The following is a 24,832-nucleotide window of genomic DNA, read 5'->3' on the forward strand; positions in this document are numbered from 1 at the left end:
CCGGTGTGTACAGGGATGACACATGAGTAACCAGGCCCGCCTGCTGCCCTCGCTGCTCGACCGATTGCTGGACGACCGTCCGTACCAGTCGGTTGAAGCCGCCGCGCAGCGCACCTGCTCGCTGGCCGAGTACAAGGCGAGCATCGTCCGCGACCTCGAGGTGCTGGTGAACACGCGCCAGTCCTTGGTCGCCGAAGAGCTCGACGGCTTCAGCCAGCTCGGTGGTTCCATCCTTGAATACGGCATGCCTGATTTCATCAGCCGCAGCGTGCTCGACCCCCATGATCGCCGGCTCATCCAGCAACAGCTGGAGCGGGCGATCAGCACCGGTGACCGGCGTTTTCGCCGGGTTCGGGTGCAACTGCTGGCCCAGGAAAACGGCCACCGCATGTTGACCTTCCGCGTGGACGCCGTGTTGCGCCTGCAAGACATCAGCCGCCAGGTGTCGTTCGACGCCGTGCTGCAGGTCAACACCCAGGAATACAAAGTGCAGAACCTCAACTGATGCTCGACGAACTGCTGCCCTACTACGAAAAGGAACTGTCGCACCTGCGCTTCCTCGGCCAGGAGTTTGCCGCGCAGTACCCGAAGATCGCTTCGCGGCTGCTGATCGAGGGCGACAACTGCGAAGACCCGCACACCGAGCGCCTGATCGAGGCGTTCTCGTTCCTGTCTGCGCGGGTGCACAAAAAGCTTGATGACGAGTTCCCGGAAATCGTCGAGTCGTTCCTCGAGGTGCTGTACCCGCACTACCTGCGTCCGACGCCGTCGATGTCGATCGCCGAGCTGAGCCTGGGCAGGCACGAGAAAGTCACCGAGGCTTATCGCGTGGCGCGGCATACCGAGATGCATGCCAACGCCGTGGAAGGTGTGGTGTGCAAGTTCCGCACCTGCTACCCGGTGGAGCTGTGGCCGGTCAGCGTGCAACAGGCATCGTTCGCGGAAATGGAGCGTTCGGCATTCAACGGCCACAGCGCTGACCTGGTGGCGCGCCTGCGTATCCGCCTGCAAGCCACCAGCGATGCCCTGTTCGGCCAGATGGAAATCGACCGCCTGCGGTTTTTCCTCGATGGCGAAGCGACGCTGATGCTGCAGCTGTACGAGCTGCTCTTCAACAACCTGGCCAAAGCCACTCTGAGTTTCCAGGACGATGGCCGCAACCGCGAAGTCGCGCTGCCAACCACGGCACTGCAGGCCGTGGGCTACGCCCGCGACGAAGGCCTGGTGGACTACTCGGAGCGCTCGTTCCTGGGCTACCGGTTGCTGCACGAGTACTTCACGTTCCCCGACAAATTCATGTTCTTCGACCTCAGTGGCTTTGCCCGCATCCTGCAAGGCAAGGCGGTCGAGCAGGTCGAGATCAACTTCTATTTTTCCGACTACGACCTCAGCGAGCGCCTGGCGCGGCTGACGCAGAACATCGGGCGCAACAACTTCAAACTCAACTGCACGCCGATCATCAACCTGTTCCGCCAGCAGGCCGAGCCGATCAAGCTTACCCACACCCAGCATGAATACCAGGTCACCCCCGACACCCGTCTGCACAATGCCGCCGAAGTGGTGTCGATTGACCGCGTGCGCCGGGTGCGCAAACTCGGCGGCATCGACCAGGTCGCCACCTGCCAACCGTTTTTCGAGCCGCGCGGCGAGCAAGACCCGCACACCAGTTTCTGGATCGCCCGCCGGCGCAATCAGGGCGATGCCACGGCCATGAGCATCCGCGTGGTCGACCGCGACCTGGAACTGATCGACGCCAGCAGCGACACCTTGAGCATCGGCCTGACCTGCAGCAATCGCGATGTGCCGCTGATGCTGCCGTTCGGCGGCGAACGGGGTGATTTCACCATCCCCGCCAACTCGGTGATCAAAGACATCCGCTGCCTGCGCAAACCCACAGCCACCGTACGCGTGCCGCTAGGCAAGGGCCTGATCTGGCGGCTCATCGCGCACCTGTCGCTAAACCACCTGTCGCTGGTCAGCCAGGGGCGCGAGGTGCTGCTAGAGCTGCTGTCGCTGTACAACTACCGCAACGTTTCGGCCATTCGCAAACAGATCAACGGCATCAAGGCAATCAGCAGCGAGCCGGTAGTTGCGCGCATCGGCCACCCACGGCCGAACTTCGTGCGTGGCGTGGGCATTACCCTGACCCTCGACGAAAACCAGTTCACCGGCAGCGGCGTGTACCTGTTCGGCATGGTACTGGACCACTTCTTCGGGCAGTACTGCTCGATGAACAGCTTCACCCGACTGAGCCTGCGCTCCCAACAACGAGAAAAGAGAATCGTCCAATGGCCAGCACGCACTGGCGATCAGCCCCTGGTCTGATCGATCAGGCCCGAGCCGAGCCGCACCGATTCGAATTCTTTCAATTGGTGCGCCTGCTCCGCCTGCACTACAGCCGTACCGGGCGCATGGACCTGGCGACCCGGCCGCACGAAGACCCGCTGCGTTTTCGCACCCAGCTGTCGCTGGCGTTTCCGGCCAGCGAGGTCAGCGACTTGCACTTTGAACGCGAAGGCAAGGTATCCCCGGCCGGCCTGCCCCTGTCGGAGGTGCAGGTCACCTTCATGGGCCTGGTCGGGCCATCGGGCGTGCTGCCGCGTCCGTACACCGAGCTGCTACTCGAACGCCACGTGCAATACCGCGACGATGCTGCCCACGCGTTTCTCGACATCTTCTCGCACCGCATGACCACGCTGTTCTACGAAGCCTGGCAGAAGTACAAATTCCATATCGAGCACGAGCGCAATGGCACTTCGGGCTTCGATGGCTACCTGCTCAACCTGGTCGGCCTGGGCCCGCGCGCGCAAAAGCTCAAGTTCGAAGAGCAGCCTTCGGCGCTGCGTCGCGAGCTGTTCAGCTACTTTGCCGGGCTGCTCAGCCAGAAGCCGCGCAACGCGCTCAATCTCGAGGTGATGCTCGGCTTCTATTTCTCGCTGCCGATCAAGGTCAGGCAGTTCGCCGGGCGCTGGCTGAACCTGGAGCCCGGGCAATGTACCCAGTTGGGGCGCAAGAACGCGCAGCTGGGCCACAGCGCAGTCGCCGGCAGCCGGGTCTGGGACTACCAGTCGTGTATCCGTATCGAGCTGGGGCCACTGGACCTGGCCGATTACCAGCGTTTCATGCCGGGCACCGAGTGCTACCGCAAGCTGGTCGAACTGGTGCGCTTCTATATAGGTGCCGAGCTGGATTTCGAAATCGCCCCGCGTCTCAAGCGCGAGGCAGTGCCTTCCGCCCGGCTGGGCCGCAGCGGCAATGTCGCCCTGGGCTGGCTGGGCTGGCTGAAACGCCCTGGCCATGACGCGGAGCCTTCGCGTTGCGCCGTTTTCCATATTCCTTACGATGGGGTCGCCTTGTGAACCTGAAGTCTCTGTTCGCCAAGCTCAATGAAACCAGCCGCACAGCCACCGAAAGCGCGGCGGCCCTGTGCCTGTCGGAGCACCACTACGACGTCGAGGTGGAGCACCTGCTGCTGCAACTGCTGGAAAACAATGACAGCGACCTGGCGCCGATCCTGCGCCACTACGACGTTGTTGCAGAGCGCTTGCAGGCGCAGCTGGTCACCGCCCTGGGCACTTTCAAGAAAGGCAATACCCGCACCCCGGCGCTGTCCCCGCATATCACCCGCATGATCGAGCAAGCCTGGTTGCTGGCTTCCATCGAATATGGCGTCAGCCAGGTGCGCAGCGGCCATTTGCTGCAGGCCCTGCTCGATGATGCCGAGCTGCGCCGCGTGGTGGTCGCTTCGGCGCCAGAACTGGAGAAAATCATCACTGACGACCTGCGCCTGAACCTCGCCGCCCTGGTCGAGGCCAGCGCCGAGTCGAAACAGGCCAGCCCATTGCCCAGCCCGTCGGCACCCGTGGCCAACAGTGCCAGGGCCGGGGGCAGGACCCCGGCGCTGGACCAGTACACCGTCAACCTTACCCAAAGCGCACGTGACGGCCGCATTGACCCGGTACTGGGCCGCGAGTTCGAAGTACGGCAAATGGTCGACATCCTCACCCGTCGCCGGCAAAACAACCCGATCCTTACCGGTGAAGCCGGGGTGGGCAAAACTGCGGTGGTCGAGGGCCTGGCGCTGCGTATCGCCCAGGGCGATGTACCCGCGGTGCTCAAGGATGTCGCCCTGCATACCCTCGACCTCGGCCTGCTGCAGGCCGGCGCCGGGGTCAAGGGTGAGTTCGAAAACCGCCTGAAGGCAGTGATCGAAGAGGTCAAGCGCAGCCTGCACCCGATCATCTTGTTCATCGACGAGGCCCACACGCTGATCGGCTCTGGTGGCCAGGCCGGGCAGAACGATGCCGCCAACCTGCTCAAGCCAGCCCTGGCCCGTGGCGAACTGCGCACAATCGCCGCCACTACCTGGGCCGAGTACAAGAAGTACTTTGAAAAGGACGCCGCCCTCGCCCGCCGCTTCCAGGTAGTGAAGGTAGAAGAGCCCGACGAAGACAAGGCTATTCATATGCTGCGTGGCCTGCTTGGCAAAATGCGCGAGCACCACAAGGTGGCAGTGATGGACGAAGCACTGGTGCAGGCGGTGCGCCTGTCCAACCGCTACATCACCGGCCGGCAACTGCCGGACAAAGCCGTGAGCGTGCTCGACACCGCCTGCGCACGCATTGCCCTGGCGCAATCGTCGCAGCCAGGCGCCCTCGAAGACTGCCGCCGACAGATCGACAACCTGCAGGCAGAAATTGCCGTGCTCGGCCACGAAGCCGGTAAGGGCCACGACCATGCCCGCCGCCTGGGCGAGCTGCAGGCCACCCTGCAGGCCGAGCAGCAGCAGGAACAGCGGCTGAACATGCAGTGGCAGCAGGAGCTGGAACTGGTCGAGCAGCTCAAGGCACTGGATGCCGCCAACGACACTGATGCCCAACAGCTCAACGCGCTACGTGCCGAGCTGGCCCAAGTGCAAGGCGACCAGCCACTGGTCCACGCGCTGGTCGACAGCGGCGCCATCGCTCAGGTCATCAGCGGCTGGACCGGCATCCCGCTGGGCAAAATGCTGCGTGACGAGATCGACACCGTGCAGCGCCTGCCAGCCCTGCTCGGCGAACGCGTGCTGGGCCAGGACCATGCCCTGCACGAAATCGGCAAACGCATCAAGATTTCCCGCGCGCGCATGGAAGACCCGAACAAGCCGATTGGCGTGTTCCTGCTGCTCGGCCCCAGCGGCGTCGGCAAGACCGAAACCGCCCTGGCCCTGGCCGACACCCTGTACGGCGGCGAGCGCAACCTGATCACCATCAACATGTCCGAGTACCAAGAGGCGCACACCGTGTCGAGCCTCAAAGGCTCGCCACCCGGCTACGTTGGCTACGGCGAAGGCGGTGTGCTGACCGAAGCCGTGCGCCGCAAGCCATACAGCGTGGTGCTGCTCGATGAAGTGGAAAAGGCTCACCCCGACGTTCTCGAGCTGTTCTTCCAGATATTCGACAAGGGCGTGCTGGACGACGGCGAAGGCCGCGAGATCAACTTCCGCAACACGGTGATCATTCTCACGTCCAACACCGGCACCGAGCGCATCATGCAGACCTGCCTGAACGCTGCCGAACTGCCGACGCCGGGCGCCATCATCGAAGGCCTGCGTGACGAGCTCAACCAGGTGTTCAAGCCGGCCTTCCTCGGCCGCCTGAGCATCGTGCCGTTCTACCCGGTGCAGGACCAGATCCTCGAGCGCATCGTCGCCCTCAAGCTTGGCCGTATTGCCAAGCGCTTCGCCCGCAACCATCAGGCCGAACTCAGCTACGACGAAGCACTGGTCAAAGCCATTGCCGCGCGCTGCACCGAGGTCGACAGCGGTGCGCGCAACATCGACAACATCCTGTCCCAGACCCTGATGCCCGAACTCGCCCAGCGCGTGCTCGAGCGCATGGCCCAGGACACGCCGATCGAGCGCCTTGTGATCGAGCTAGGCAGCGATGGCGATTTTGCTTATCGCCTGGCCTGACCAGTACCCGGAGGTTTTTGCCGTCATGCAGCACAAGCACACCATCCTCAAGCGCCTCACCGCAGCCGCTCTGCTGTTGGCACTCGCCGGCTGCGGGGTCACCGACCGTATCGGCAAGCGTATGGAAGACAGCTGGGCAGCCGACATGCTGGCCGACAGCGAGAAGGTCATCCTCACCTCCGACGGCGGCAACCAGCTCAACCCCGATGTCGAGGGCAAGCCGCTGTCGGTGGTGATGCGCGTGTACCAGCTGACCGACCTTGAACGCTTCGCCGCAACCGATGCCGAGACCCTTTGGGACACCCCGGAAAAGGCCCTTGGCAACACCTTGGTGGAAGCACGCGAAATCACCCTGCTGCCGGGTATCGGCCAGATCGACCAGTGGCCGCTGGCCAAGAGCGCCCGCTACGTCGGCGTGGCGGCGTTCTTCCGCGATGAGCAGGACGCGCGCTGGAAAGTCGCCTTCGACGCCAATTCATTGCGCAAGGACGGTATCTGGTTTTCCTCCGACGGCCTGCGGGTACTGGTGGACAAGACCGAGATCAGTGCCATGCGTGGCGTCGACGTACTGAACAAGCCGCCGACCGCAGACCAGCTGGCCGCCGCGCAAAAGGCCGAAGAAGCCGCACCGGCCCTGACCGACAAGGTGCAGGGCGCGGTGCTCGACAAGGCTACGGATGTTGCCGGCCAATCGGCACAGAACGCCACGGACAGAACCTTCAACTCTTTAGTGGATAGCGTTAAATGAGCAAGCAGAGCCGGGTGATGTGGTCGGAAGGTATGTTCCTGCTGCCCCAGCATTTCCAGTATCAGGATGAGTTCCACCAGCACCAGCTGGCCGAGGCGACCTTGCGCGGGACCCCGTTCCATTGGGGCGTGCAGGTGCTGCAAGTGGACGAAGATGCGCTGGCCAACGGTTCGCTGCAGCTCAAGCGCCTGAAGCTGGTGTTCCCCGATGGCAGCCTCTACGACGCGCCGCAGCACGACCCGCTGCCGGCCGCGCGCGACCTCAAGGACTTGCTCAAGGCCAACGAGCTGAAGGTCTACGCCGCGCTCAAGCTGCCCGAACCGTTCGGCCTCAACTATGTCGAGGACGGCCAGGAGCACAAGGCTGCACGGCGCTTTCGCAAGCAGTTCGATACCCTGCCCGACCTCAACGAAGGCGAGCTGGAAAATGAAATTACCAGCCTGCGCCTGAACGTGGTGCTGCTGGTCGACGGTGACAGCCTCGACGGCTACAGCCATTGTGCGCTGGCCAAACTCACGCGCAACAGCATGGGTGGCTTCAACCTAGACCCACATTTTGTCCACCCGACCCTGCACTTGGGCAACCATGAGACCCTGGCCGGCATCGGCAAGCGTTTGCTGGGCGCGCTGCAGGCCAAGAGCAAGGCGCTGTCGGGCCGTCGCCGCGAGCGCGCCGACCAGATTGCCGAGTTCGGCTCCAGCGACGTCACCCTGTTCTGGCTGTTGAACACGGTCAACCGCGCCCACCCGCAGCTGGCCCACCTGCTGGCCCACCCACGCCTGCACCCGGAGCGCCTGTATCTGTTCCTCGCCGACCTGGCCGGCGGCCTGCTGACCTTTACCCTGGACACCCAGCTCAGCGACATCCCGGAGTACGACCACCACGATCCGGCAGCGGCGCTGGTCAAGCTCGACGAGATGATCCGGGTGATGCTCGACAATGTCGTGCCTAACCAGTGCATCGTCATCAACCTTACCCAGACCAAACCGTCGTACTGGCAGGGCCAGCTGCGCGACCCACGCCTGGCCGAAGCCGACTTCTATGTCTCGGTGCAAGCCGACATGCCTGGTGCCAGCCTGCTGGAACTGGTGCCGCGGGCGTTCAAGGTCGGCTCGCCGGAAGACATCGAAGTGGTGGTCAACAGCGCCATGCCCGGCGTCACCCTCAACCACGCCGCGCGGTTGCCCAACGCGATCCCGGTGCGCCTGGACAATCAGTACTTCGCCATCGAGCCGCACGGCCATGTGTATGAGCGGATGATGAACGCCCAGACCGTCTGCTTCTACGCGCCCAGCGCCTTTACCAACCTCAAGCTGGAACTGATGGCGGTGCTCAAATGACCGAAGCCGTACTGCAACAGGGCGCCGATGCGGCCGCCAACGACAAACCGACCCTCAAGGACCTGGTTCAGGACTTCATCAGCATGGCGCTGATCGTGCGCCGTGGTCGCCAGGTCACCTCGGTGCAGGCCTTCGAGGCCAGCGTCGAGCGTTTCTTCGACAACCTCGAGCGCGATGCCCGCGCCGCCAACTACAGCGTCGACCAGGTCAAGGATACCCAGTACGCGCTGTGCGCCTTCCTTGACGAGAGCGTGCTGCGCTCCGGTGACAACGAACTGCGCCGGCATTTCGAGCTGCAGCCGCTGCAGTTCCGCTACTTCGGCGTACACCTGGCCGGTGAAGGGTTCTTCGAGAAGGTCGATGCGCTGCGTGCCGACGTCAAGCAGAACATCGACGTGCTCGAGGTCTACCACCTGTGCCTGGCCCTGGGCTTCGAAGGCAAGTTCAGCCTCGGCCAGAAAGACCAGCTGCGCTACCTGGCCAACACCCTCGGCCAGGACATCGCCCGTTACCGCAAGGCGCCAAAGGCCCTGTCGCCAGACTGGGCGCTGCCCGACCAAGTGTCGCAGATGCTGCGTCACGAAGTGCCCTTGTGGGTATACCTGGCGCTTATCGCGCTGGTCTGCGTCGGCGTGTACCTGACGCTCGACTGGTTGCTGGACAAGGAAGTCGCCGCCCTTTCCGAACAAATCCGCCAGCTGTTCAGTGCCTGAGCAACGCTCAGGTAGCCGAGTCAGGAAGACATGAAAACATTACTGCGCCTGTTGAAAAGTTTCTGGATTCTCCTGCCACTGCTGTGGCTGGCGAGCCTGTTGATCTGCTGGTTGGTCGCACCGTTGCTGCCGTGGCTGCGTCATCACGTGCCCGAGGCATTGGCCATCATCAGCGCCTGCTTCCTGCTGGTGATCGTACTGCGCCAGTATCAACGCATCCGCGCCGAGCACAACCTTGAGAACCTGCTGCAGATCGAAGTCGACCGCTCGTGGAACGCCACCGGCGAATTCCGTGACCAGCAGGTGCTGCGCGAACGCCTCAAGCACGCCATCGCCATGCTGCGCACTGACCGCTCCGCTGGCGGTGGCGGCAAGGCGGCGCTGTCCGACCTGCCCTGGTACCTGGTGGTCGGCATGTCGGCTGCCGGCAAAACCTCGCTGCTGACCCACTCGGGCCTGTCGGCCAGCATCGCCACGGCCAATGACAGCGAAAGCGGTACCCAGCACTGTGACTGGTACTTCAGCCCTGACGCAGTGATGATCGACACGGCCGGCCGCTACTTGCGCGACGACCAGTCGGCCGGCGAATTCTCGGCTTTCCTGCGCATGCTGCGCAAACAACGCGGCAAGGCCGCGATCAACGGCCTGGTACTGGTCGTCAGCCTGCCCGAGCTGTTGGCTGCCAACAATGAAGAGCGCAATGCCCTGGCCGCCCAGCTGGTGGCGCGGGTCGATGAATACGCCGAATGCCTGGACGCCAACCCGCCGGTCTACCTGATGCTGAGCAAGACCGACCAATTGCCGGGCTTCAGCCAGGCCTTCGATGGCCTCGATCTGCACGATCGCCAGCAGCCGCTAGGCATGACCTTCGGCCTGTCGGAGATCCGCAACAACGGCCTGCATGCCGTGCTGCAGGCGCGCCTGAAAAGCCTGCAGGGGCATATCCGCCAGCACGTCGACGCGCAGATGATCGCGCTCGGCGCCGCCGCCGACAGCACCTTGCTGAACTTCCCGCAGTACTTCGCCGCCCTCGGCGGAGTGCTTGAACAATTCCTTGAACACTTTACCCGTGGCCACCGCGGCGGCGCGCCGCTGTTGCTGCGCGGCCTGTACTTCACCAGCGCACTGCAGACTGGCCAGCATCTGGGGCAGGTATACGAAGACGCCATCGCCGACGAGTTCGGCCTGAAGGCCGCCTATGATGACGTTGCGCAGAACGACGGCAAAGCCGTGGGCAGCCGCAGCTACTTCATCACCGACACCTTCCGCCGGGTGATCTTCCCCGACCGCGACCTGACCCTGTACCAGTCGCGCCTGGGCCGCCAGGCCAGCTTCAGTCCGCTGCTGCTAAGCCTGGCAGCCGCCACCGGCGTACTGTTCATCGGCTGGCAAATGCTGTCGTTCGCCAACAACCGCCAATGGCTGGAAAGCCTGCGCGGGCAACTGACGCAGATCGAGCAGGCAGAAGACCGCGAGCAGCTGCTGGCCGCCGGCAAGGGCCTGGAAGTGCTGCGCGGGCAGATGGCCACTGTCGAAGCCCATCGCCAGCAAGGTGTGCCGCTGCAACTGAGTGCCGGCCTGTACCATGGCGAGGCGATCCACCAGGTAAGCCGCACCGCTTACCTGGCACAACTGCGCAGCCAGGCGCTGGAGCCTATCGCCCGCAGCTTGCAAGTGCAGATGCGCGCGTTCAATACCTTTGCCAGCGGCATCAACCAGCAGCTGGAATTCACCCCGGCGGCGCAGCCGAAAAAGCGCAATGGCAAACCGTTGGCCCCGGCCGTCGCGGCCCGGGCCCAGGCGGCGCTGGGCAATACTCGTGGCGGCGCCTATGCCGCCAAAGTCAACCTGGCTACCGCCAGCGACGCCGCCGAGCTGTCTGCCACCACCGGCGGCCTGTCGTTGTCCGAGGAAATGCTCGGGCGCCTCGACGAACAGCAGGTGGCGTCGATCATCGATGCCTACAACACCCTTAAGCTGTACCTGTTGCTGACCGAGCCCCAGGCCCACCCGGACGCGGCGTTCGTCACTGCCAGCCTGCCCCAGGCCTGGGCCAGTGCAACCGGTGAAGGCAGCCCTGCCGATGTCGGCGTGATCGAAGAAAACGCCCCCCTGTACGTGCAGTTGCTGGAACAGGGCCAGGCACCGTCGTTGCCGCGTAATGAACAGCTGATCAGCGAAACCCGCGAAAACCTCAAGGCGTTCATGATCTCCAGCTCGCTGGTCGATCGCGAGTACCTGCGCTTGCAGCTCGAATCGAGCCGCCAGTTCCCTGCGTTAAGCCTCAACGACCTGGTGCCCCAACCAGGCCGCGCGCTGCTCTACGGCTCCGCCGGCGTGCCAGCGATCTACACCCGGCAGGGCTGGGAAACCTTCGTCAAGCCTGAGCTGATCAAGCTGGTGTCGGGCAACCTGCACAACGACTCGGACTGGGTACTGGACGGCGAAGGCGGCGATGCCATCGTGCAGAAGGCCAACTTCGTGCGCGAGTTCATGACCCGCTACAAACGGGACTACACACAGGCCTGGTACAAGATGGTCGGCAGCGTCGGCGTACGCCACTTTGCCGACCTGGCCGCGGCCACCCAACAACTGGGCCTGCTCAGCGACGTGCAGAACTCGCCGGTAAAGAACCTGCTGGCAGCGGTCAACGACAATACCCAGTGGGACCTGCCAGTCAAACACACGCTTCCGTCCCCGGGGGCGGCTCGCGAAGACGGCTTCTGGAGCAAGGTTACCGGGCTGTTCGACAGCAAGGACGCCCTGCCCGCCAACGTCGGCCCGGCCCTGCCCGCGGTCGATGACGGCAGCCTGGCCAAGCGCTTCGAGCCTGTGGCGCGGGTGTTCGCCGAGAACAACGCCGAAGGTGCCGACAGCACCATCATGGACCGTTACCTGGCCGCGCTGCGCAAGCTCAAGGTGCGCATGAACAACATCCAGCGCTCGCAGGACGTGGGCAAGAGCAGCAAGCAGCTGATCAGCGAGACCCTGGAAGGCCAGCCGAGCGAAGTCACCACCGTGCGCAACTATGTGGAAAGCAGCGTCGATACCAGCCAGGACGGCCTGTCACGCTCGCTGCAGGGGCTGTTCAGCTTGCCGATCCAGTATGCCTGGGCCACGCTGCGCGACCCGGCCGGCCAGCAGATCGCCAAGGCATGGGCGCAGCAGATCGCGAAGCCTTGGGAACAGGTCATGGCACACCGCTACCCGATCGCCGGCAGCAGCCGCAACGAAGCATCGGTAAAAGACCTGCAGCGCTTCGTCGACCCCGACAGCGGCCTGCTGCCGGCCTTCAAACGCAACGAGATCGGAAACCTGGCCGGCGGTGAGGGGCTGGGTGCCGGCGATGGCAAGGGGCCGGCGCTGGTCAACCCGCGCATGCTCAGCAGTATCGACAGGGCCAGCTCCGTAGGCCAGGTAATCGCCAGCCTGTCGGACCGCGACAACGGTTTCGAGATCATGCTCGAGCCCTCGGCCACCTTCACCGACATCGTGTTCACCCTCGATGGCCAGGAGCAGCACTACCGCAACGGCCGCAGCAGCTGGAACCGTTTTGCCTGGCCGGGTACCAGTAACGCGCCGGGTGCTCGCCTGGACGTGGTCACCCTGAGCGGCGCAAGGGTCACCGTATTCGACTTCCCCGGGCGTTGGGGCTTGCTGCGCATGAACGAAAGCGCCCGGGTCGAAGACCTCGATGGCATCCAGCAGCGTTTCAGCTGGAACACGGCCAACGGCCGTGTGAGCCTGGTCGTGCGCAACTTCGGTGGGGTCAAGCTGACCGACCTGAGTGACGTCAAGGCCCTCAGCGCTCTCAATGACCGAGGCGCGCAATGATTGGTTGCTTCGGCAAACTGCCGTCGAGCGCGGACTTCGTCAGCCTGCATGGCGCGGCCGAGGAAGTCTGCGAGTTCGACGCCTGGCTGCAGTCTTCGCTGGCGGCGATGCGCCACCGCGAAGACTGGCAGGCGTTGTTCGACGCGTTGCCGATGTGCTTCTTCAACTACCGGGCGCGCAATGGCAACTGGCTGCTGGGTGGCCTGCTCAGCTCGCGCGACGCCAGTCAGCGCCGCTACCCGTTCTTCATCTTCCAGTTGCTCAGGGGCGAGGAAGGGGCGAGCTTGGTCAACCCGTTCACCCTCGCCGAGCTGTTCAGCGCCCAGATCAAGCCCTTGTTGCACCAGGCCGTGCAAGGTGCCGACCGCGCCAGCCTGTTCGAACGGGTCAAGGCGCTGCGGCCGCTGCAGGTTCAGGACCTGGACCTGTTCCGCCGGGTGCACGCCAAATTCCTCCATGATTTCAGCTTCGCTGACATCAGCCGGGCCCTGCAGAGTTCCTGGCCGAACTTCGACAGTGCTACAGCGCTGTCCGGGCTGCATAGCTTCTGGCCGGCGCTGCACGGCGACTTCGAGGGCGGTATCGAATTGCCGCTGCCGGCCGAACGGGGCCTGAAAAACCCCACGGCCGACCTTTGGCTCACCTGGCTGACGCGCATGAGCGGGCACCCGAGCGTGCCCGCGGTGAGCCTGCTGGCCGACGACTTCATGCATCCACGGCTTTATTGCTTCCCATCGCGCCATGCCAGCAGCGCCTATCGCCTGCTGTGTGCCTGCGCCGAAACGCAACAGCACCTGCAACTGCTCGGCACGCCGCCTGCGGCACCGCGCACACATGACGACGACCGACCTCTTGAACACGTCATCGACCAGTTCGTCGATGCGCTGGATGCGATGCCTGTATGAACAAGATCAAGTACTACTGCCTGCGCTATCAACCCTACCTGCTGGGGGTGGCGTTCTTCCTGGGGATCTTCCTGGTCTGGGCCATAGGCCGCGCCCTGGGCTTCGCTTCGCTGCACAGCCTGCTGGCAGGCATCGGCGTGTTCTTGCTGCTGTCGGCAGGCTACGTACTGCTGCTGTACCGCGGTGCCGGTCAGCACCACAACCTCGAGGGCCTGCTGCGCGACGACGCCGACCAAGCGGTGCTGAACGCTACCCCGGCCGACCGTGAAGAAATCAGCTTGCTGCGCGAACGCCTGCTGCAGAGCATCGAGCGCCTGCACAGCAACAAGCCGCGCGGCACCCCAGCCAAGGATGCGCTATACGCCCTGCCCTGGTACCTGGTGATCGGCCAGCCGGCGGCTGGCAAAAGCACCATGATCCTGCAATCGGGCCTGAACTTCCCCTATGCCGAGCGCGAAGGCGCGCGGGTGTCGGGCCTGGGCGGCACGCGCAACTGCGACTGGTTCTTCAGCTCCGAAGCGGTACTGCTGGACACCGCGGGGCGCTACATGAACAGCCCCGAAGAGGCCGGCAAGTGGCGCGGCTTCCTGCAACTGCTGCGCCAGCACCGTCAGCGCCGACCACTCAACGGCCTGATCGTCAGCGTCAGCATCGCCGACATCCTGCACAACTCAGCCGAAGACCGTGAGCGGGTGGCCAAGCGCCTGCGCGAACGTATCCAGGAAAGCTGCGCGCTGCTGGAGGTGCGCCTGCCGATCTACCTGGTGTTCACCAAATGCGACCTGATCCCCGGTTTTACCCCGTTCTATCGCCAGCTGGACGATGCTGCACGCGGTGAAGTGATGGGCAAGACCTTCTCGCACAAAGGTTACCAGCAGGCCGACTGGGGCCAGCGCTTCGGCAAGGCAATGGACGAGCTGACCGGCTACTGGCAGCGGGTGGCCAGCCAGCAGCTGGTGCAGCAGGACATCCAGGTAACCCGGCAAAACAACGCCAGCTACCGCTTTCCACTGGAGCTGGCGGCGCTCAAACCGCGCCTGCAGCAGTTCGTCGACAGCCTGCTGCGTGCCAACCCCTACCAGAATGCCGAGATGCTCCGTGGCTTCTATTTCACCGCCGCGCTGGAGGCTGACGAGGCCCAGTGGGGTAGCCATGGGCAACATGTCGCCGAACGCTTCGCCCTGGAACACGCTGAGGCGGCGGCAGCCCATGCCTGCCAGCCAGCGCCGTTGTTCATCAACAGCCTGTTCCGCAAAGTGATCATTCCTGACCAGCACCTGGTGGCGCTGTACACCAGCAACCGCCGTGAACGCCGGCGCAAGGCCGCCTGGGTAGGCGCTGCCAGCCTGACCGGGTTGGTGCTGTGCAGCCTGTGGGGCTGGTCATACCTGAACAACCACGCCAGCCTGGCCGGCATCTCCAGCGAACTGGCCCAGGCCAAGGCCGAAGACAATGGCGCCAGCGGCCAGTACGCTGCCTGGCGCAGCCTTGACCGACTGCGGTTCTGGGCCGCCCACTACTACGGGCAACACCATGAACACGGCGTGCCGCTTGGCATGCGCCTGGGCCTGTACCAAGGCCATCAAATAGAACCGGTGCTGCGCACCCGCTACTTCGCGACCCTGCAGGACGTAATGCTCAAGCCCACGGCGGACAACCTGACCCGCACCCTGTACCTGCTTACTACGCTCAAGGTCTACCAGCGCAACACCCGTGAGCTGCAGCCCGTACGCGGTATCGACAGCGTCGAGGCAGAAGCCTTGCCGCATGACAATCGCGCGCAGTCGATTGCCGATTTCGGCAAGGCGGCGCTGGACACCTACGTGATGCTTTCGCCGGCCCAACGCGAAAAGGCCGACCCGGCGGTGCTCAAGGCGCGCCTGCCGGACTATTGGTACCCGGCCATTGCCCGCCATACAGGCAAAAGCATCGCGGCGTCCGCCAGCGAGGCCGGCGGCAATCAGGACTACGTGTACGCCAGCCGCCAGATTACGTTCTACAGCGACCAGGTCCATGAGCCAGATGTACCACGCATTCTCGACAACGCCTTCCTGATCTCCAGCTCGCGCAATTACATCGACAGCTTGCGCGCCCAGTCGCTGCGCTCGATCGAGACCATCACGCTGGAATCCGACACCCTCTTCGCCTTTGGCCGCGCGGACTTCCAGAGCCTTAAAAACGAGGGCCAGAGCCAGCTAAGCGCAATCGCCAGCAAACTGCTCAACACGCCGAATATCGGCAAGATCGTCATTTCAGGCCACGCCGACCAGCTCGGTGACAGCCAGGGCAATTTGCAGGTTTCGAAGCAACGCGCACAGACCATCCGCACCTATCTTGTCGGCAAGGGCGTCCCCGCCGAGTTGGTGGTTGCACAAGGCGAGGGCAGCCGCAAGCCACTGGTCAACTGCGACATGCAGCAGCCGCGGGCGCAACTGATCAAGTGCCTGGAGCCAAACCGCCGGGTAGAAATCGAAGTGCGTGGGCTCGACTGAACCACGCCGCAATAACCGGTCGCCCGTGCCTCACAGGAGGAGGCACGGACGACGGAAAGCTACCTCTGCCGGCGTGCCCGGCGAGGTCAAAACCAAGGGGCGCATGAGCAACCCTTTACTTGATGTTAATGGAGAGTTTCACAATGGCATTTGACGCGTATATCCAAATCGACGGCATCCCAGGCGAAGTACTGGACGACAAGCACAAGGACTGGATCGAAGTGCTGGGCTACGAGTACGGCGCCACCCAGGCCACTTCGGCAACTGCCAGCTCCTCGGGCGGTGCGTCCTCCGAGCGTGTTGCCCTGAGCGACTTCAAGATCCGCAAGGCTGTCGACAAAGCTTCGGCCAAGCTGTTCGAACACTGCTGCACCGGCAAGCACATTGCCAAACTGAAGCTGAACGTGAACCGCGCCGGTGGCGACAAGGTCACCTACCTGACCATCGACATGGAAGAAGTCGTGGTGTCGTCGGTCAAATTCGTCGCCGGTGGCAACCAGGGTGGCGAAGACAAGGCTGTCAGCGACCTGCCGATCGAAGAAATCAGCTTCAACTTCGCCCGTATCAAGACCACCTACACCCAGCAGAACCGCGCCGACGGCCAGGCTGGCGGCAACATTGTCGGTGGCTGGGACCGTACCGCGAACAAAGTCTTCGCCTAAGCAGCGCTTGCCCATGGGCCGCACAGGCGGCCCGTGTTCTGCAGCGTGCCGGGTAACCCGGCACGCTGCCTTCCTGTCCTGATCAGAGTGTTATATGCCTGAAATCCTCAACGACCTTTCGCTGGCCGAGCTGGCCGCACCGATCAACGGTGGTAGCGGCGAAGACTTGAGCTTCTCTGCCTTGTTCGACCAGATCAAGGAAGCACGCCGGGCAGACCCTGACTACCTGACCCAGGGCGACTGGCAGACCGACCTGAAAACCGCTGACTGGGAGCAGGTCATCCACCTTTCGGCACAAGGGCTGGCACAGCAGAGCAAAGACCTGATGCTGGTCGCCTGGCTCAGCGAAGGCCTGGCCCAGCGCGAACATTTCGAAGGCATCAGCTTTGGCCTCGCGCTGACCGAACGCGTCCTCGATAGCTTCTGGGACAGCGCCTATCCGTCGCTTGATGACGGCCTGGACGAACGTGCCGCACGGCTGTCCTGGCTCAAGACCACACTCACCGACATTGCCGGTGGTTTGCCCATTACCCAAGGGCAGAATTTCGGCGTGCTGCGCTATGACGAATCACGCCACGTAGAAAACCTCGCCTTGCAAAACCCCAAGGCCATGCAGACCGCGCTGAACGAAGGCAAGATCAACGCCGAAATTTTCCAGCGCTCGGTGGCCCTGAGCGACACCGGGCACCTGCGCACCAAGGCCATGCAGATCGCAGCCAGCCTGCAAGCCTGCAACCGCCTGCAAGCCTGTATCGACCGCCTGTTCGGTCATGAGGCGCCCAGCTTTGCTGGCCTCGCCGACATGCTGTTACGTGCCAGCCAACTGGCCGAAAAGCTGCTCAAGGACCGCGGCGTCGAACTGCACCCTGCCGTATTGCCCGACGTTGAGACAGCTGCCGCCCCTGCCCCTTCCAACGAAACAGGTGCCTCGATGAACACGCCTGTCCAAAGCAGCACACCTGCCCCCATGCGGACCACGCCACTGACGCGTGACGAGGCCTTCACGATGCTCGCGGGCATTGCCCAGTTCTTCAAGCAGAGCGAACCGCAAAGCCCGGTGCCGTACCTGATCGAACGCGCCATCAAGTGGGGCAACATGCCACTCGAGGGGTGGTTGAGCGATGTGATCAAGGACAGCAACGTGGTCGACAACATCCGCGATGTGCTGGGGACTCGCGAGCCAAGGTCCTGACCTTGCGCCAGGCTTGCGGGCCTCTTCGCGGGCACGCCCGCTCCGACAGGGCTGCATGAAGTCTGAACGCTGTGCTGTACCTGTGGGAGCGGGCGTGCCCGCGAAGAGGCCCGCACAGGCAACATAAATGCTGCTACCTTGAGCACTCGTCACTGCCAAGGACCGCCCCATGCCACCCCGCCAGCCCAACCCCTCCGGTTTCATCTGCGTCCGTGGCGCCCGCGAGCACAACCTGAAGAACGTCGACGTCGATATCCCCCGCGACGCACTGGTGGTGTTTACCGGCGTATCCGGCTCGGGCAAGTCCTCACTGGCCTTTTCCACAATCTATGCCGAAGCCCAACGCCGCTACTTCGAATCGGTAGCGCCCTATGCCCGGCGCCTGATCGACCAGGTCGGTGTGCCGGACGTGGATGCCATCGAGGGCCTGCCGCCGGCGGTGGCGCTGCAGCAACAACGTGGCACGCCGAGCGCGCGGTCCTCGGTGGGCAGCGTGACCACGTTGTCCAGCTCGATCCGCATGCTCTATTCGCGTGCCGGCCACTACCCTGCCGGGCAAGCGATGCTGTACGCCGAGGACTTTTCGCCGAACACGCCCCAAGGCGCTTGCCCGGAATGCCACGGCATGGGGCGGGTCTATGAAGTGACGGAAGCGACCATGGTCCCCGACCCATCGCTGACCATCCGTGAGCGCGCGGTGGCGGCGTGGCCGATGGCCTGGCAAGGGCAGAACCAGCGCGACATCCTGGTCACGCTGGGCTATGACGTCGATGTACCCTGGCGCGACCTGCCCCAGGTACAACGCGACTGGATCCTGTTCACCGAAGAAATGCCCACCGCGCCGGTGTATGCCGGCCTGACCCCGGCGCAAACCCGCGAAGCACTCAAGCGCAAGCAGGAACCCAGCTACCAGGGCACGTTCATGGGCGCCCGGCGTTACGTGCTGCATACGTTCATGCACTCGCAGAGCGCGCAGATGCGCAAGCGCGTTGCACAGTACATGCGCCCCAGCCCCTGCCCGCTGTGCCAAGGCAAGCGCCTGAAGCGCGAGGCGCTGAACGTGACCTTTGCCGGCCTGGACATTGCCGAACTGTCGCAGCTGTCGTTGCAGGCGCTGGCCGAGGTGTTCCGCAATGTGGCGAAAGCGGATTACCTTTCGCAACCGCAGGACGACCTGACCCTGGAAAAGCGCCTGGCGGCGCAACGCATTGCCAACGAACTGCTGGAGCGCATCGATACGTTGCTCGACCTCGGCCTCGGTTACCTGGCCCTGGAACGCAGCACCCCGACTTTGTCTTCCGGCGAACTGCAACGCCTGCGCCTGGCCACCCAGCTCAATTCGCAGCTGTTCGGCGTCATCTACGTGCTCGACGAACCCTCGGCCGGCTTGCACCCGGCCGACAGCGAAGCGCTGTTCGAAGCCCTGCAGCGCCTGAAGCACGCGGGCAACTCGGTGTACGTGGTGGAGCACGACCTGGACACCATGCGCCGCGCCGACTGGCTGGTGGATGTCGGGCCGGCGGCCGGTGAGCATGGCGGCACCATCCTTTACAGTGGGCCGCCGGCTGGCCTGGCCGATGTCGAGCAATCCTCTACCCGCACCTATCTGTTCAGCGCACCCGCCCAGGCGACGAGGGCGCCACGCCAGCCCCGAGACTGGCTGAAGCTTGAGGGTGTCAGCCGCAACAACCTCGATAACCTCAGCGCTGCCTTCCCGCTGGGCTGCTTTACTGCGGTCACCGGTATTTCCGGCTCGGGCAAGTCGAGCCTGGTCAGCCAGGCCCTGCTGGAGCTGGTGGGGGCGCACCTGGGCCATGCCGAACAACGTCGCGAAGCCGAAGAGCAGAGCCTCGAAGACCAGCCGGAACAGGCCAGCAGCGGCCATGTCAGCGCGGGCCTTGGCAGCATCAAACGCCTGGTGCAGGTTGACCAGAAGCCGATCGGCCGTACGCCGCGCTCCAACCTGGCCACCTACACAGGGCTGTTCGACCATGTGCGCAAGCTGTTTGCCGCCACCGAACAGGCCAAGGCGCAAGGCTTCGATGCCGGGCGCTTCTCGTTCAACGTGGCCAAGGGCCGCTGCGCCAACTGCGAAGGCGAAGGTTTCGTCAGCGTCGAGTTGCTGTTCATGCCCAGTGTCTACGCGCCCTGCCCGACCTGCCATGGCGCCCGCTACAACCCCGAAACCCTGGCGGTGAGCTGGCAGGGCATGAACATCGCGCAAGTGCTGCAGTTGACCGTCGACCAGGCCCTGGCAGTCTTTGCCGAACAGCCCCCGGCGCGCCGTTGCCTGCAAGTACTGCAGGATATCGGCCTGGGTTACCTGCGCCTGGGCCAGCCGGCCACCGAACTGTCCGGTGGCGAGGCGCAGCGCATCAAGCTGGCCACCGAACTGCAACGCATGGCCCGTGGGGCCACGCTGTATGTGCTGGATGAGCCTACCAACGGCCTGCACCCGCAGGACATCGACCGGCTGCTGGTGCAGTTGAACCGGCTGGTCGAGGGTGGGCACAGCGTGGTGGTGGTCGAGCATGACATGCGCGTGGTGGCGCAGAGCGACTGGGTGATCGACATCGGGCCTGGGGCTGGGGATGCCGGTGGCAAGGTGGTGGTCAGTGGTACGCCGCAGGTGGTGGCGGGGTGCAAGGAAAGTCGCACAGCGCAGTTTCTGGGCAAAGCCTTTTAGGGCCTGTAAGGGCCTCTTCGCGGGTGAACCCGCGCCTACAAGGGTCACGCGATCGTTGTAGGAGCGGGGTCACCCGCGAACAGGCCGGAACGGGCAACACAAGATTGTGCATTGCCAGCTCCGCAGGCCGGCGCATAGAATGCGATCAATTCCTAATTGCACCTTTCCCGGAACCTCGCGCCCGCCCATGCCGCCCGCCGACCCTACCCTCAACCTGCAGGTCCAGACGCTGTACACCGAGCACCACGGCTGGCTGCAGGGCTGGCTGGGGCGCAAGCTGGGCAATGCCTGCGATGCCGCCGACCTAGCCCATGACACCTTCGTGCGCCTGCTCAGCCGCCAAGGCAACAGCTATTTCGGCAGCGAACCGCGGGCCTTGCTGACCCACATTGCCAAGGGCCTGGTGGTCGACCGCTGGCGCCGGCAGGATGTCGAACGCGCCTACCTGGAAGCCATCGCCCACTTGCCGGAACCCGAAGCGCCCTCGCCAGAAACCCGCTGGTTGATCCTTGAAACCTTGTACCGCATCGACGCCATGCTGCGAGAGATGCCGGCACGGGTGCGCCAGGTGTTCCTGCTGTCGCAACTGGACGGGCTGACCTACGCGCAGATTGCCGAGCAACTGCAGGTTTCGCTGATCACCATAAAACGTGACATGCGTACGGCGTTCCTCGCCTGCCTGAGCATCGACTGATGGTGCAGCGTATCGACCCCTTGATTCTCGGTGAGGCAGCCGACTGGCTGGTGCAGCTGCAATCGGGCGCCGCCACCGAGGCTGACCACCGTGCAGTCCAGGCCTGGTGCCAGCGCAGTACCGAGCACGCTCAGGCCTGGCAACGTGCCGAAGCCGTACTTGGCGACTTCAGCCGCCTGCCTGTACCGGTTACCGGCGAAACCCTGCGCCGGCTCAGCCGCAACGGTGCAGTCAGCCGCCGCCAGGCCCTGCAGCGCCTGGGCATGTGGTTGCTGGCTGCGCCTGCGGCGTGGCTGGCCTGGCGCGAAACCCCGTGGCAGCAGTGGACGGCCGATGCGCGCACGGCAGTTGGCGAACAACGCCTATTGACGCTGGCCGACGGTAGCCAGCTACTGCTCAATACCGATACGGCCATCGATATCAGCTTCGACGCCCAACAGCGCCGCATCGACCTGCTGGCCGGTGAAATCCTGCTCACCAGCGCCAAGGACCCTGCCACCCCGGCGCGCCCCCTGCTGGTGCGCACCCTGCATGGCCAGGCAACTGCACGGGGCACGCGCTTCAGCGTGAGTGTCGAGGGTGCGCTGACGCGAGTGGCCGTGCTTGAAGGCGCCGTCGATACCCGCCCCTTGCATGGCACCGGCAGCCTGTTGCTCAGGGCTGGCGAACGCAGCGCCTTCGATGCCGACCGGGTGCTGCCCGCCTCGCCCCTGGAGGCCGGCGACCTGGCCTGGGAGCACGGCATGCTGCTGGCGCGCGATATGCGCCTGGCCGACCTGCTGCAGGAGCTGGGCCGCTACCGCCCCGGCGTGCTGCGCTGCCACCCGGCGGTAAGCGAGTTGAAAGTGTCTGGCGCTTTCCCGTTGGCTGATACTGACGCCAGCCTGCGGTTGCTGGGCGAAACCCTGCCAGTGGCCATTCAGGGCCTGACCCGCTATTGGGTCACCGTGGAGCCGGTGGGCTGACGCGCCCTCTGTAGGAGCGGCCTTGCGTCGCGTTGGAGCGCGAAGCGGTCCCAAGTTCTGTGCCTTGCCACAAGAACGTCGGGGCTGCTCTGCAGCCCATCGCGACGCAAGGCCGCTCCTACAAGGGACCGCGACAACTTGAGTGATACCTTTTCCTGCGTCGTCCGGTGATGAGTGCAGAACCGTCATTTTCTGCACCTACAGGACCCTCGCACCATGCCCCGTTTGCCCCTCAAGGCCTTGAGCCTTGCCATCGCCATGGCCGCCCTGGCCCCCCTGGCAATGGCCGCCGACGCCACCCCGCGCACCTATCACCTGGCGGCCGGCCCGCTGGCCGATGTGCTGGCGCGCTTCGCCGCCAGTGCCGGGGTGCCATTGTCGTTCGACCCGGCCCTGCTCAAGGGCGTGCAAAGCCAGGGCCTGGAAGGTAGCTACAGCGTGCCGGAAGGCTTCACCCGCCTGCTGGCCGGCAGCGGCTACAGCCTGATCACTACCGACAGCGGTGGCTACACCCTGGCGCCCACGGTCGACCTGGGCAATGCCCTGGAGCTGGGCGCGACCACCATCAACAGCGACCTTGCCGCCAGCAGCGACACCTGGCAAGGCGGCCAGTTAGCCCGCAGCGCCCGCCTCGGCGTCCTCGGTGACCAGGCGATCAGCGACGTGCCGTTCAGTGTCACCAGCTTCACCGCCAAGACCATTGCCGACCAACAGGCGCGTACGCTGGGCGATGTCCTGCTCAACGACGCCGCCGTCCGCCAGTCGGCGGGCTTCGGCAACTTCTCGCAGGTATTCACCATCCGTGGCATGCCGCTGAACAGCGATGACATCAGCTACAACGGCCTGTACGGCGTGCTGCCACGGCAAATCATCACCACCGAAGCCCTGGAGCGGGTCGAAGTGTTCAAGGGGCCCAATGCCTTTCTCAACGGCGTGGCCCCCCAGGGCAGCGGCATCGGCGGCGCGGTCAACCTGGTACCCAAGCGCGCCGAAGACACGCCAACTCGCCATGTCACCCTGGACTACGCCACCGGCGCCAACGTCGGTGGCCACATTGACCTGGGCAAGCGCTTCGGCGAAGACAACCGCTTCGGCGCACGTATCAACCTGGCCCAGCACGACGGCGGCACCGGTGTGCATGAAGAGGCGCAGCATTCCACCCTGGTGGCCGTGGCCCTGGACTACCGCGGCGAGCGCCTGCGCCTGTCCACCGACCTTGGCTACCAGAAGGAGCGCATCAACCAGGGCCGTGCGGTGATCTACCCGACCGGCACCAACGTGCCTCACGCCCCCTCGGCACGCGACAACTATTCCCAGGACTGGACCTGGTCGCAGCTCGAGGACACCTATGGCATGGTCAACGGCGAGTACGACCTGAGCGAAAACTGGATGCTTTACGCCGGTGTCGGCGCCAAGCACACCCGCGAAAACGGCGAGTATTCCTCGCTGTATGTCAGCGATGAAGACGGCACGGCACGCGGCGGCTATCTGTACCCGCCGCACGATGAGGACAACAAGAGCGCCATGGCCGGGCTCAATGGCCGCTTTGCCACCGGGCCGGTCAGCCACCGGGTCAACTTCGGCCTCTCTGGCATGTGGGGCGAGCAGCGCTCGGCTTACGCGGCTGTCACTGCTGCAAACCGCTATGAGAGCAACCTCTACCACCCGGTCAAGGTGCCGCGGCCAACCAACACCTACACCGGCAGCGACCTGCACGACCCACGCATCGTCGGCAAAAACCGCGTCAAGAGCGCGGCGGTATCCGATACCCTGGGCCTGTTCGATGATCGCCTGTTGCTGACCGTGGGCGTGCGCAGGCAAACCATCGAGGTGGATGGCTGGGCCACCGCCTCGGGGGCGCGCAACGCCAATTACGAGGAGTCGGTGACAACGCCGGTGTATGGCTTGGTGCTTAAGCCTTGGGAGCACGTGTCGTTCTATGCCAATCGCATCGAAGGCCTGGCCCAGGGGCCGACCGCACCGTCGAGCGTGAGCAACGCCAATGAAGTGTTCCCGCCCAAGCGCAGCAAGCAGGTGGAGGCCGGGGTGAAGCTGGACTGGAACAGCTTTGGCGCCACCCTCGGCGTGTACCGCATCGAGCAGCCCAGCAGCACCACCTTCCGTGCCCCGGGTGCTGAGAAAGAAACCTTCAGCATGGATGGTGAACAGGTCAACAAAGGCGTCGAACTGAACCTGTTCGGCGAGCCAGTGGCGGGCTTGCGCCTGCTGACAGGCGCAGTGTTCATGCACACTGAGTTGAAAAACACGGCCAACGGCAGCAACGACGGCAACCGCGCCCCCGGGGTGCCGCGCTTCCAGTACAACCTGGGTGCGGATTGGGATGTTCCCGGCATTCAAGGTGCAGCGCTTAGTGCACGGGTGCTGCGCACCGGTGGCCAGTATGTGAATACGGCCAACAGCCTGAGCATTCCGGCCTGGACCCGGGTCGACCTGGGTGGGCGCTACAGCTTCAAGGTCGATGACAAGCAGGTGACCTTGCGGGCCAGTGTCGAGAACGTGGCGAACAAGGCGTATTGGGCTTCGGCTTCGACTTCGAACAATTACCTGACCCAGGGGACGCCGCGGGTGTTGCGGTTGTCGGCCAGTTTAGATTTCTGATGGGGCTTGAGGCGTATGCCTTGAGAGGT

The 24,832-nt window shown here is 64.2% G+C and carries 16 protein-coding genes; all 16 read left to right on the forward strand.

The window, feature by feature from the left end:
* The first annotated feature begins 22 nt into the window (after positions 1-22).
* The 16 genes from tssE to ACI2KG_RS00160 all read left to right on the forward strand — a co-directional run bounded on the left by tssE (position 23) and on the right by ACI2KG_RS00160 (position 24,803).
* Positions 23-505, forward strand: a complete 483-nt coding sequence (gene tssE / locus ACI2KG_RS00085; protein ID WP_404660276.1) for a type VI secretion system baseplate subunit TssE — start codon at positions 23-25, stop codon at positions 503-505.
* On the forward strand, positions 505-2,325 hold the full coding sequence (tssF, locus tag ACI2KG_RS00090) for a type VI secretion system baseplate subunit TssF (RefSeq protein ID WP_404660277.1): 1,821 nt from the start codon (positions 505-507) through the stop codon (positions 2,323-2,325). Before tssE ends, tssF begins: the two co-directional genes overlap by 1 nt.
* Entirely contained in the window at positions 2,289-3,359 is a 1,071-nt protein-coding gene (tssG, locus tag ACI2KG_RS00095; protein WP_404660278.1) for a type VI secretion system baseplate subunit TssG, read from the forward strand. Before tssF ends, tssG begins: the two co-directional genes overlap by 37 nt.
* Positions 3,356-5,953 carry a type VI secretion system ATPase TssH gene (tssH, locus tag ACI2KG_RS00100; protein ID WP_404660279.1) on the forward strand — a complete coding sequence of 866 codons (2,598 nt, stop codon included), beginning with the start codon at positions 3,356-3,358 and terminating at the stop codon, positions 5,951-5,953. Before tssG ends, tssH begins: the two co-directional genes overlap by 4 nt.
* A 25-nt stretch (positions 5,954-5,978) precedes the next feature.
* Positions 5,979-6,701, forward strand: a complete 723-nt coding sequence (gene tssJ / locus ACI2KG_RS00105) for a type VI secretion system lipoprotein TssJ (RefSeq protein WP_404660595.1) — start codon at positions 5,979-5,981, stop codon at positions 6,699-6,701.
* A complete protein-coding gene (tssK, locus tag ACI2KG_RS00110; RefSeq protein ID WP_400615812.1) occupies positions 6,698-8,041 on the forward strand; it encodes a type VI secretion system baseplate subunit TssK in 1,344 nt (447 codons plus the stop codon). Before tssJ ends, tssK begins: the two co-directional genes overlap by 4 nt.
* A complete protein-coding gene (icmH, locus tag ACI2KG_RS00115; RefSeq protein WP_404660280.1) occupies positions 8,038-8,754 on the forward strand; it encodes a type IVB secretion system protein IcmH/DotU in 717 nt (238 codons plus the stop codon). Before tssK ends, icmH begins: the two co-directional genes overlap by 4 nt.
* Positions 8,755-8,784: 30 nt before the next feature.
* Positions 8,785-12,588: a type VI secretion protein IcmF/TssM N-terminal domain-containing protein gene (locus ACI2KG_RS00120; protein WP_404660281.1), complete on the forward strand. Its 3,804-nt coding sequence runs from the start codon at positions 8,785-8,787 to the stop codon at positions 12,586-12,588.
* On the forward strand, positions 12,585-13,493 hold the full coding sequence (tagF, locus tag ACI2KG_RS00125; RefSeq protein ID WP_404660282.1) for a type VI secretion system-associated protein TagF: 909 nt from the start codon (positions 12,585-12,587) through the stop codon (positions 13,491-13,493). The genes ACI2KG_RS00120 and tagF overlap by 4 nt, the downstream gene beginning before the upstream one ends.
* Positions 13,490-15,985, forward strand: a complete 2,496-nt coding sequence (gene tssM, locus ACI2KG_RS00130; protein ID WP_404660283.1) for a type VI secretion system membrane subunit TssM — start codon at positions 13,490-13,492, stop codon at positions 15,983-15,985. Before tagF ends, tssM begins: the two co-directional genes overlap by 4 nt.
* Positions 15,986-16,128: 143 nt before the next feature.
* Positions 16,129-16,647 carry an Hcp family type VI secretion system effector gene (locus tag ACI2KG_RS00135; protein WP_404660284.1) on the forward strand — a complete coding sequence of 173 codons (519 nt, stop codon included), beginning with the start codon at positions 16,129-16,131 and terminating at the stop codon, positions 16,645-16,647.
* A 94-nt stretch (positions 16,648-16,741) separates the two neighbouring features.
* Positions 16,742-17,839 (forward strand): type VI secretion system protein TssA, encoded by a 1,098-nt coding sequence (gene tssA / locus ACI2KG_RS00140; protein WP_404660285.1) that lies wholly within the window; start codon positions 16,742-16,744, stop codon positions 17,837-17,839.
* A 169-nt stretch (positions 17,840-18,008) separates the two neighbouring features.
* Positions 18,009-20,525, forward strand: a complete 2,517-nt coding sequence (locus ACI2KG_RS00145) for an excinuclease ABC subunit A (RefSeq protein ID WP_404660286.1) — start codon at positions 18,009-18,011, stop codon at positions 20,523-20,525.
* A 187-nt stretch (positions 20,526-20,712) separates the two neighbouring features.
* Positions 20,713-21,219, forward strand: a complete 507-nt coding sequence (locus ACI2KG_RS00150) for a sigma-70 family RNA polymerase sigma factor (RefSeq protein WP_404660287.1) — start codon at positions 20,713-20,715, stop codon at positions 21,217-21,219.
* A complete protein-coding gene (locus ACI2KG_RS00155; RefSeq protein WP_404660288.1) occupies positions 21,219-22,184 on the forward strand; it encodes a FecR domain-containing protein in 966 nt (321 codons plus the stop codon). Before ACI2KG_RS00150 ends, ACI2KG_RS00155 begins: the two co-directional genes overlap by 1 nt.
* A 216-nt stretch (positions 22,185-22,400) precedes the next feature.
* Positions 22,401-24,803, forward strand: a complete 2,403-nt coding sequence (locus tag ACI2KG_RS00160; RefSeq protein WP_404660289.1) for a TonB-dependent siderophore receptor — start codon at positions 22,401-22,403, stop codon at positions 24,801-24,803.
* Positions 24,804-24,832: the final 29 nt, after the last annotated feature.

It is taken from the genome of Pseudomonas sp. NPDC089407, from assembly GCF_044900445.1.
Lineage (GTDB): Bacteria > Pseudomonadota > Gammaproteobacteria > Pseudomonadales > Pseudomonadaceae > Aquipseudomonas.

Excerpts from the sequence above, each read along its gene's own strand:
- tssE (WP_404660276.1), top strand. The coding sequence starts at position 23 with ATGAGTAACCAGGCCCGCCTGCTGCCCTCGCTGCTCGACCGATTGCTG.
- tssF (WP_404660277.1), top strand. The coding sequence starts at position 505 with ATGCTCGACGAACTGCTGCCCTACTACGAAAAGGAACTGTCGCACCTG.
- tssG (WP_404660278.1), top strand. The coding sequence starts at position 2,289 with ATGGCCAGCACGCACTGGCGATCAGCCCCTGGTCTGATCGATCAGGCC.
- tssJ (WP_404660595.1), top strand. The coding sequence starts at position 5,979 with ATGCAGCACAAGCACACCATCCTCAAGCGCCTCACCGCAGCCGCTCTG.
- tssK (WP_400615812.1), top strand. The coding sequence starts at position 6,698 with ATGAGCAAGCAGAGCCGGGTGATGTGGTCGGAAGGTATGTTCCTGCTG.
- icmH (WP_404660280.1), top strand. The coding sequence starts at position 8,038 with ATGACCGAAGCCGTACTGCAACAGGGCGCCGATGCGGCCGCCAACGAC.
- ACI2KG_RS00120 (WP_404660281.1), top strand. The coding sequence starts at position 8,785 with ATGAAAACATTACTGCGCCTGTTGAAAAGTTTCTGGATTCTCCTGCCA.
- tagF (WP_404660282.1), top strand. The coding sequence starts at position 12,585 with ATGATTGGTTGCTTCGGCAAACTGCCGTCGAGCGCGGACTTCGTCAGC.
- tssM (WP_404660283.1), top strand. The coding sequence starts at position 13,490 with ATGAACAAGATCAAGTACTACTGCCTGCGCTATCAACCCTACCTGCTG.
- ACI2KG_RS00135 (WP_404660284.1), top strand. The coding sequence starts at position 16,129 with ATGGCATTTGACGCGTATATCCAAATCGACGGCATCCCAGGCGAAGTA.
- tssA (WP_404660285.1), top strand. The coding sequence starts at position 16,742 with ATGCCTGAAATCCTCAACGACCTTTCGCTGGCCGAGCTGGCCGCACCG.
- ACI2KG_RS00145 (WP_404660286.1), top strand. The coding sequence starts at position 18,009 with ATGCCACCCCGCCAGCCCAACCCCTCCGGTTTCATCTGCGTCCGTGGC.
- ACI2KG_RS00150 (WP_404660287.1), top strand. The coding sequence starts at position 20,713 with ATGCCGCCCGCCGACCCTACCCTCAACCTGCAGGTCCAGACGCTGTAC.
- ACI2KG_RS00155 (WP_404660288.1), top strand. The coding sequence starts at position 21,219 with ATGGTGCAGCGTATCGACCCCTTGATTCTCGGTGAGGCAGCCGACTGG.
- ACI2KG_RS00160 (WP_404660289.1), top strand. The coding sequence starts at position 22,401 with ATGCCCCGTTTGCCCCTCAAGGCCTTGAGCCTTGCCATCGCCATGGCC.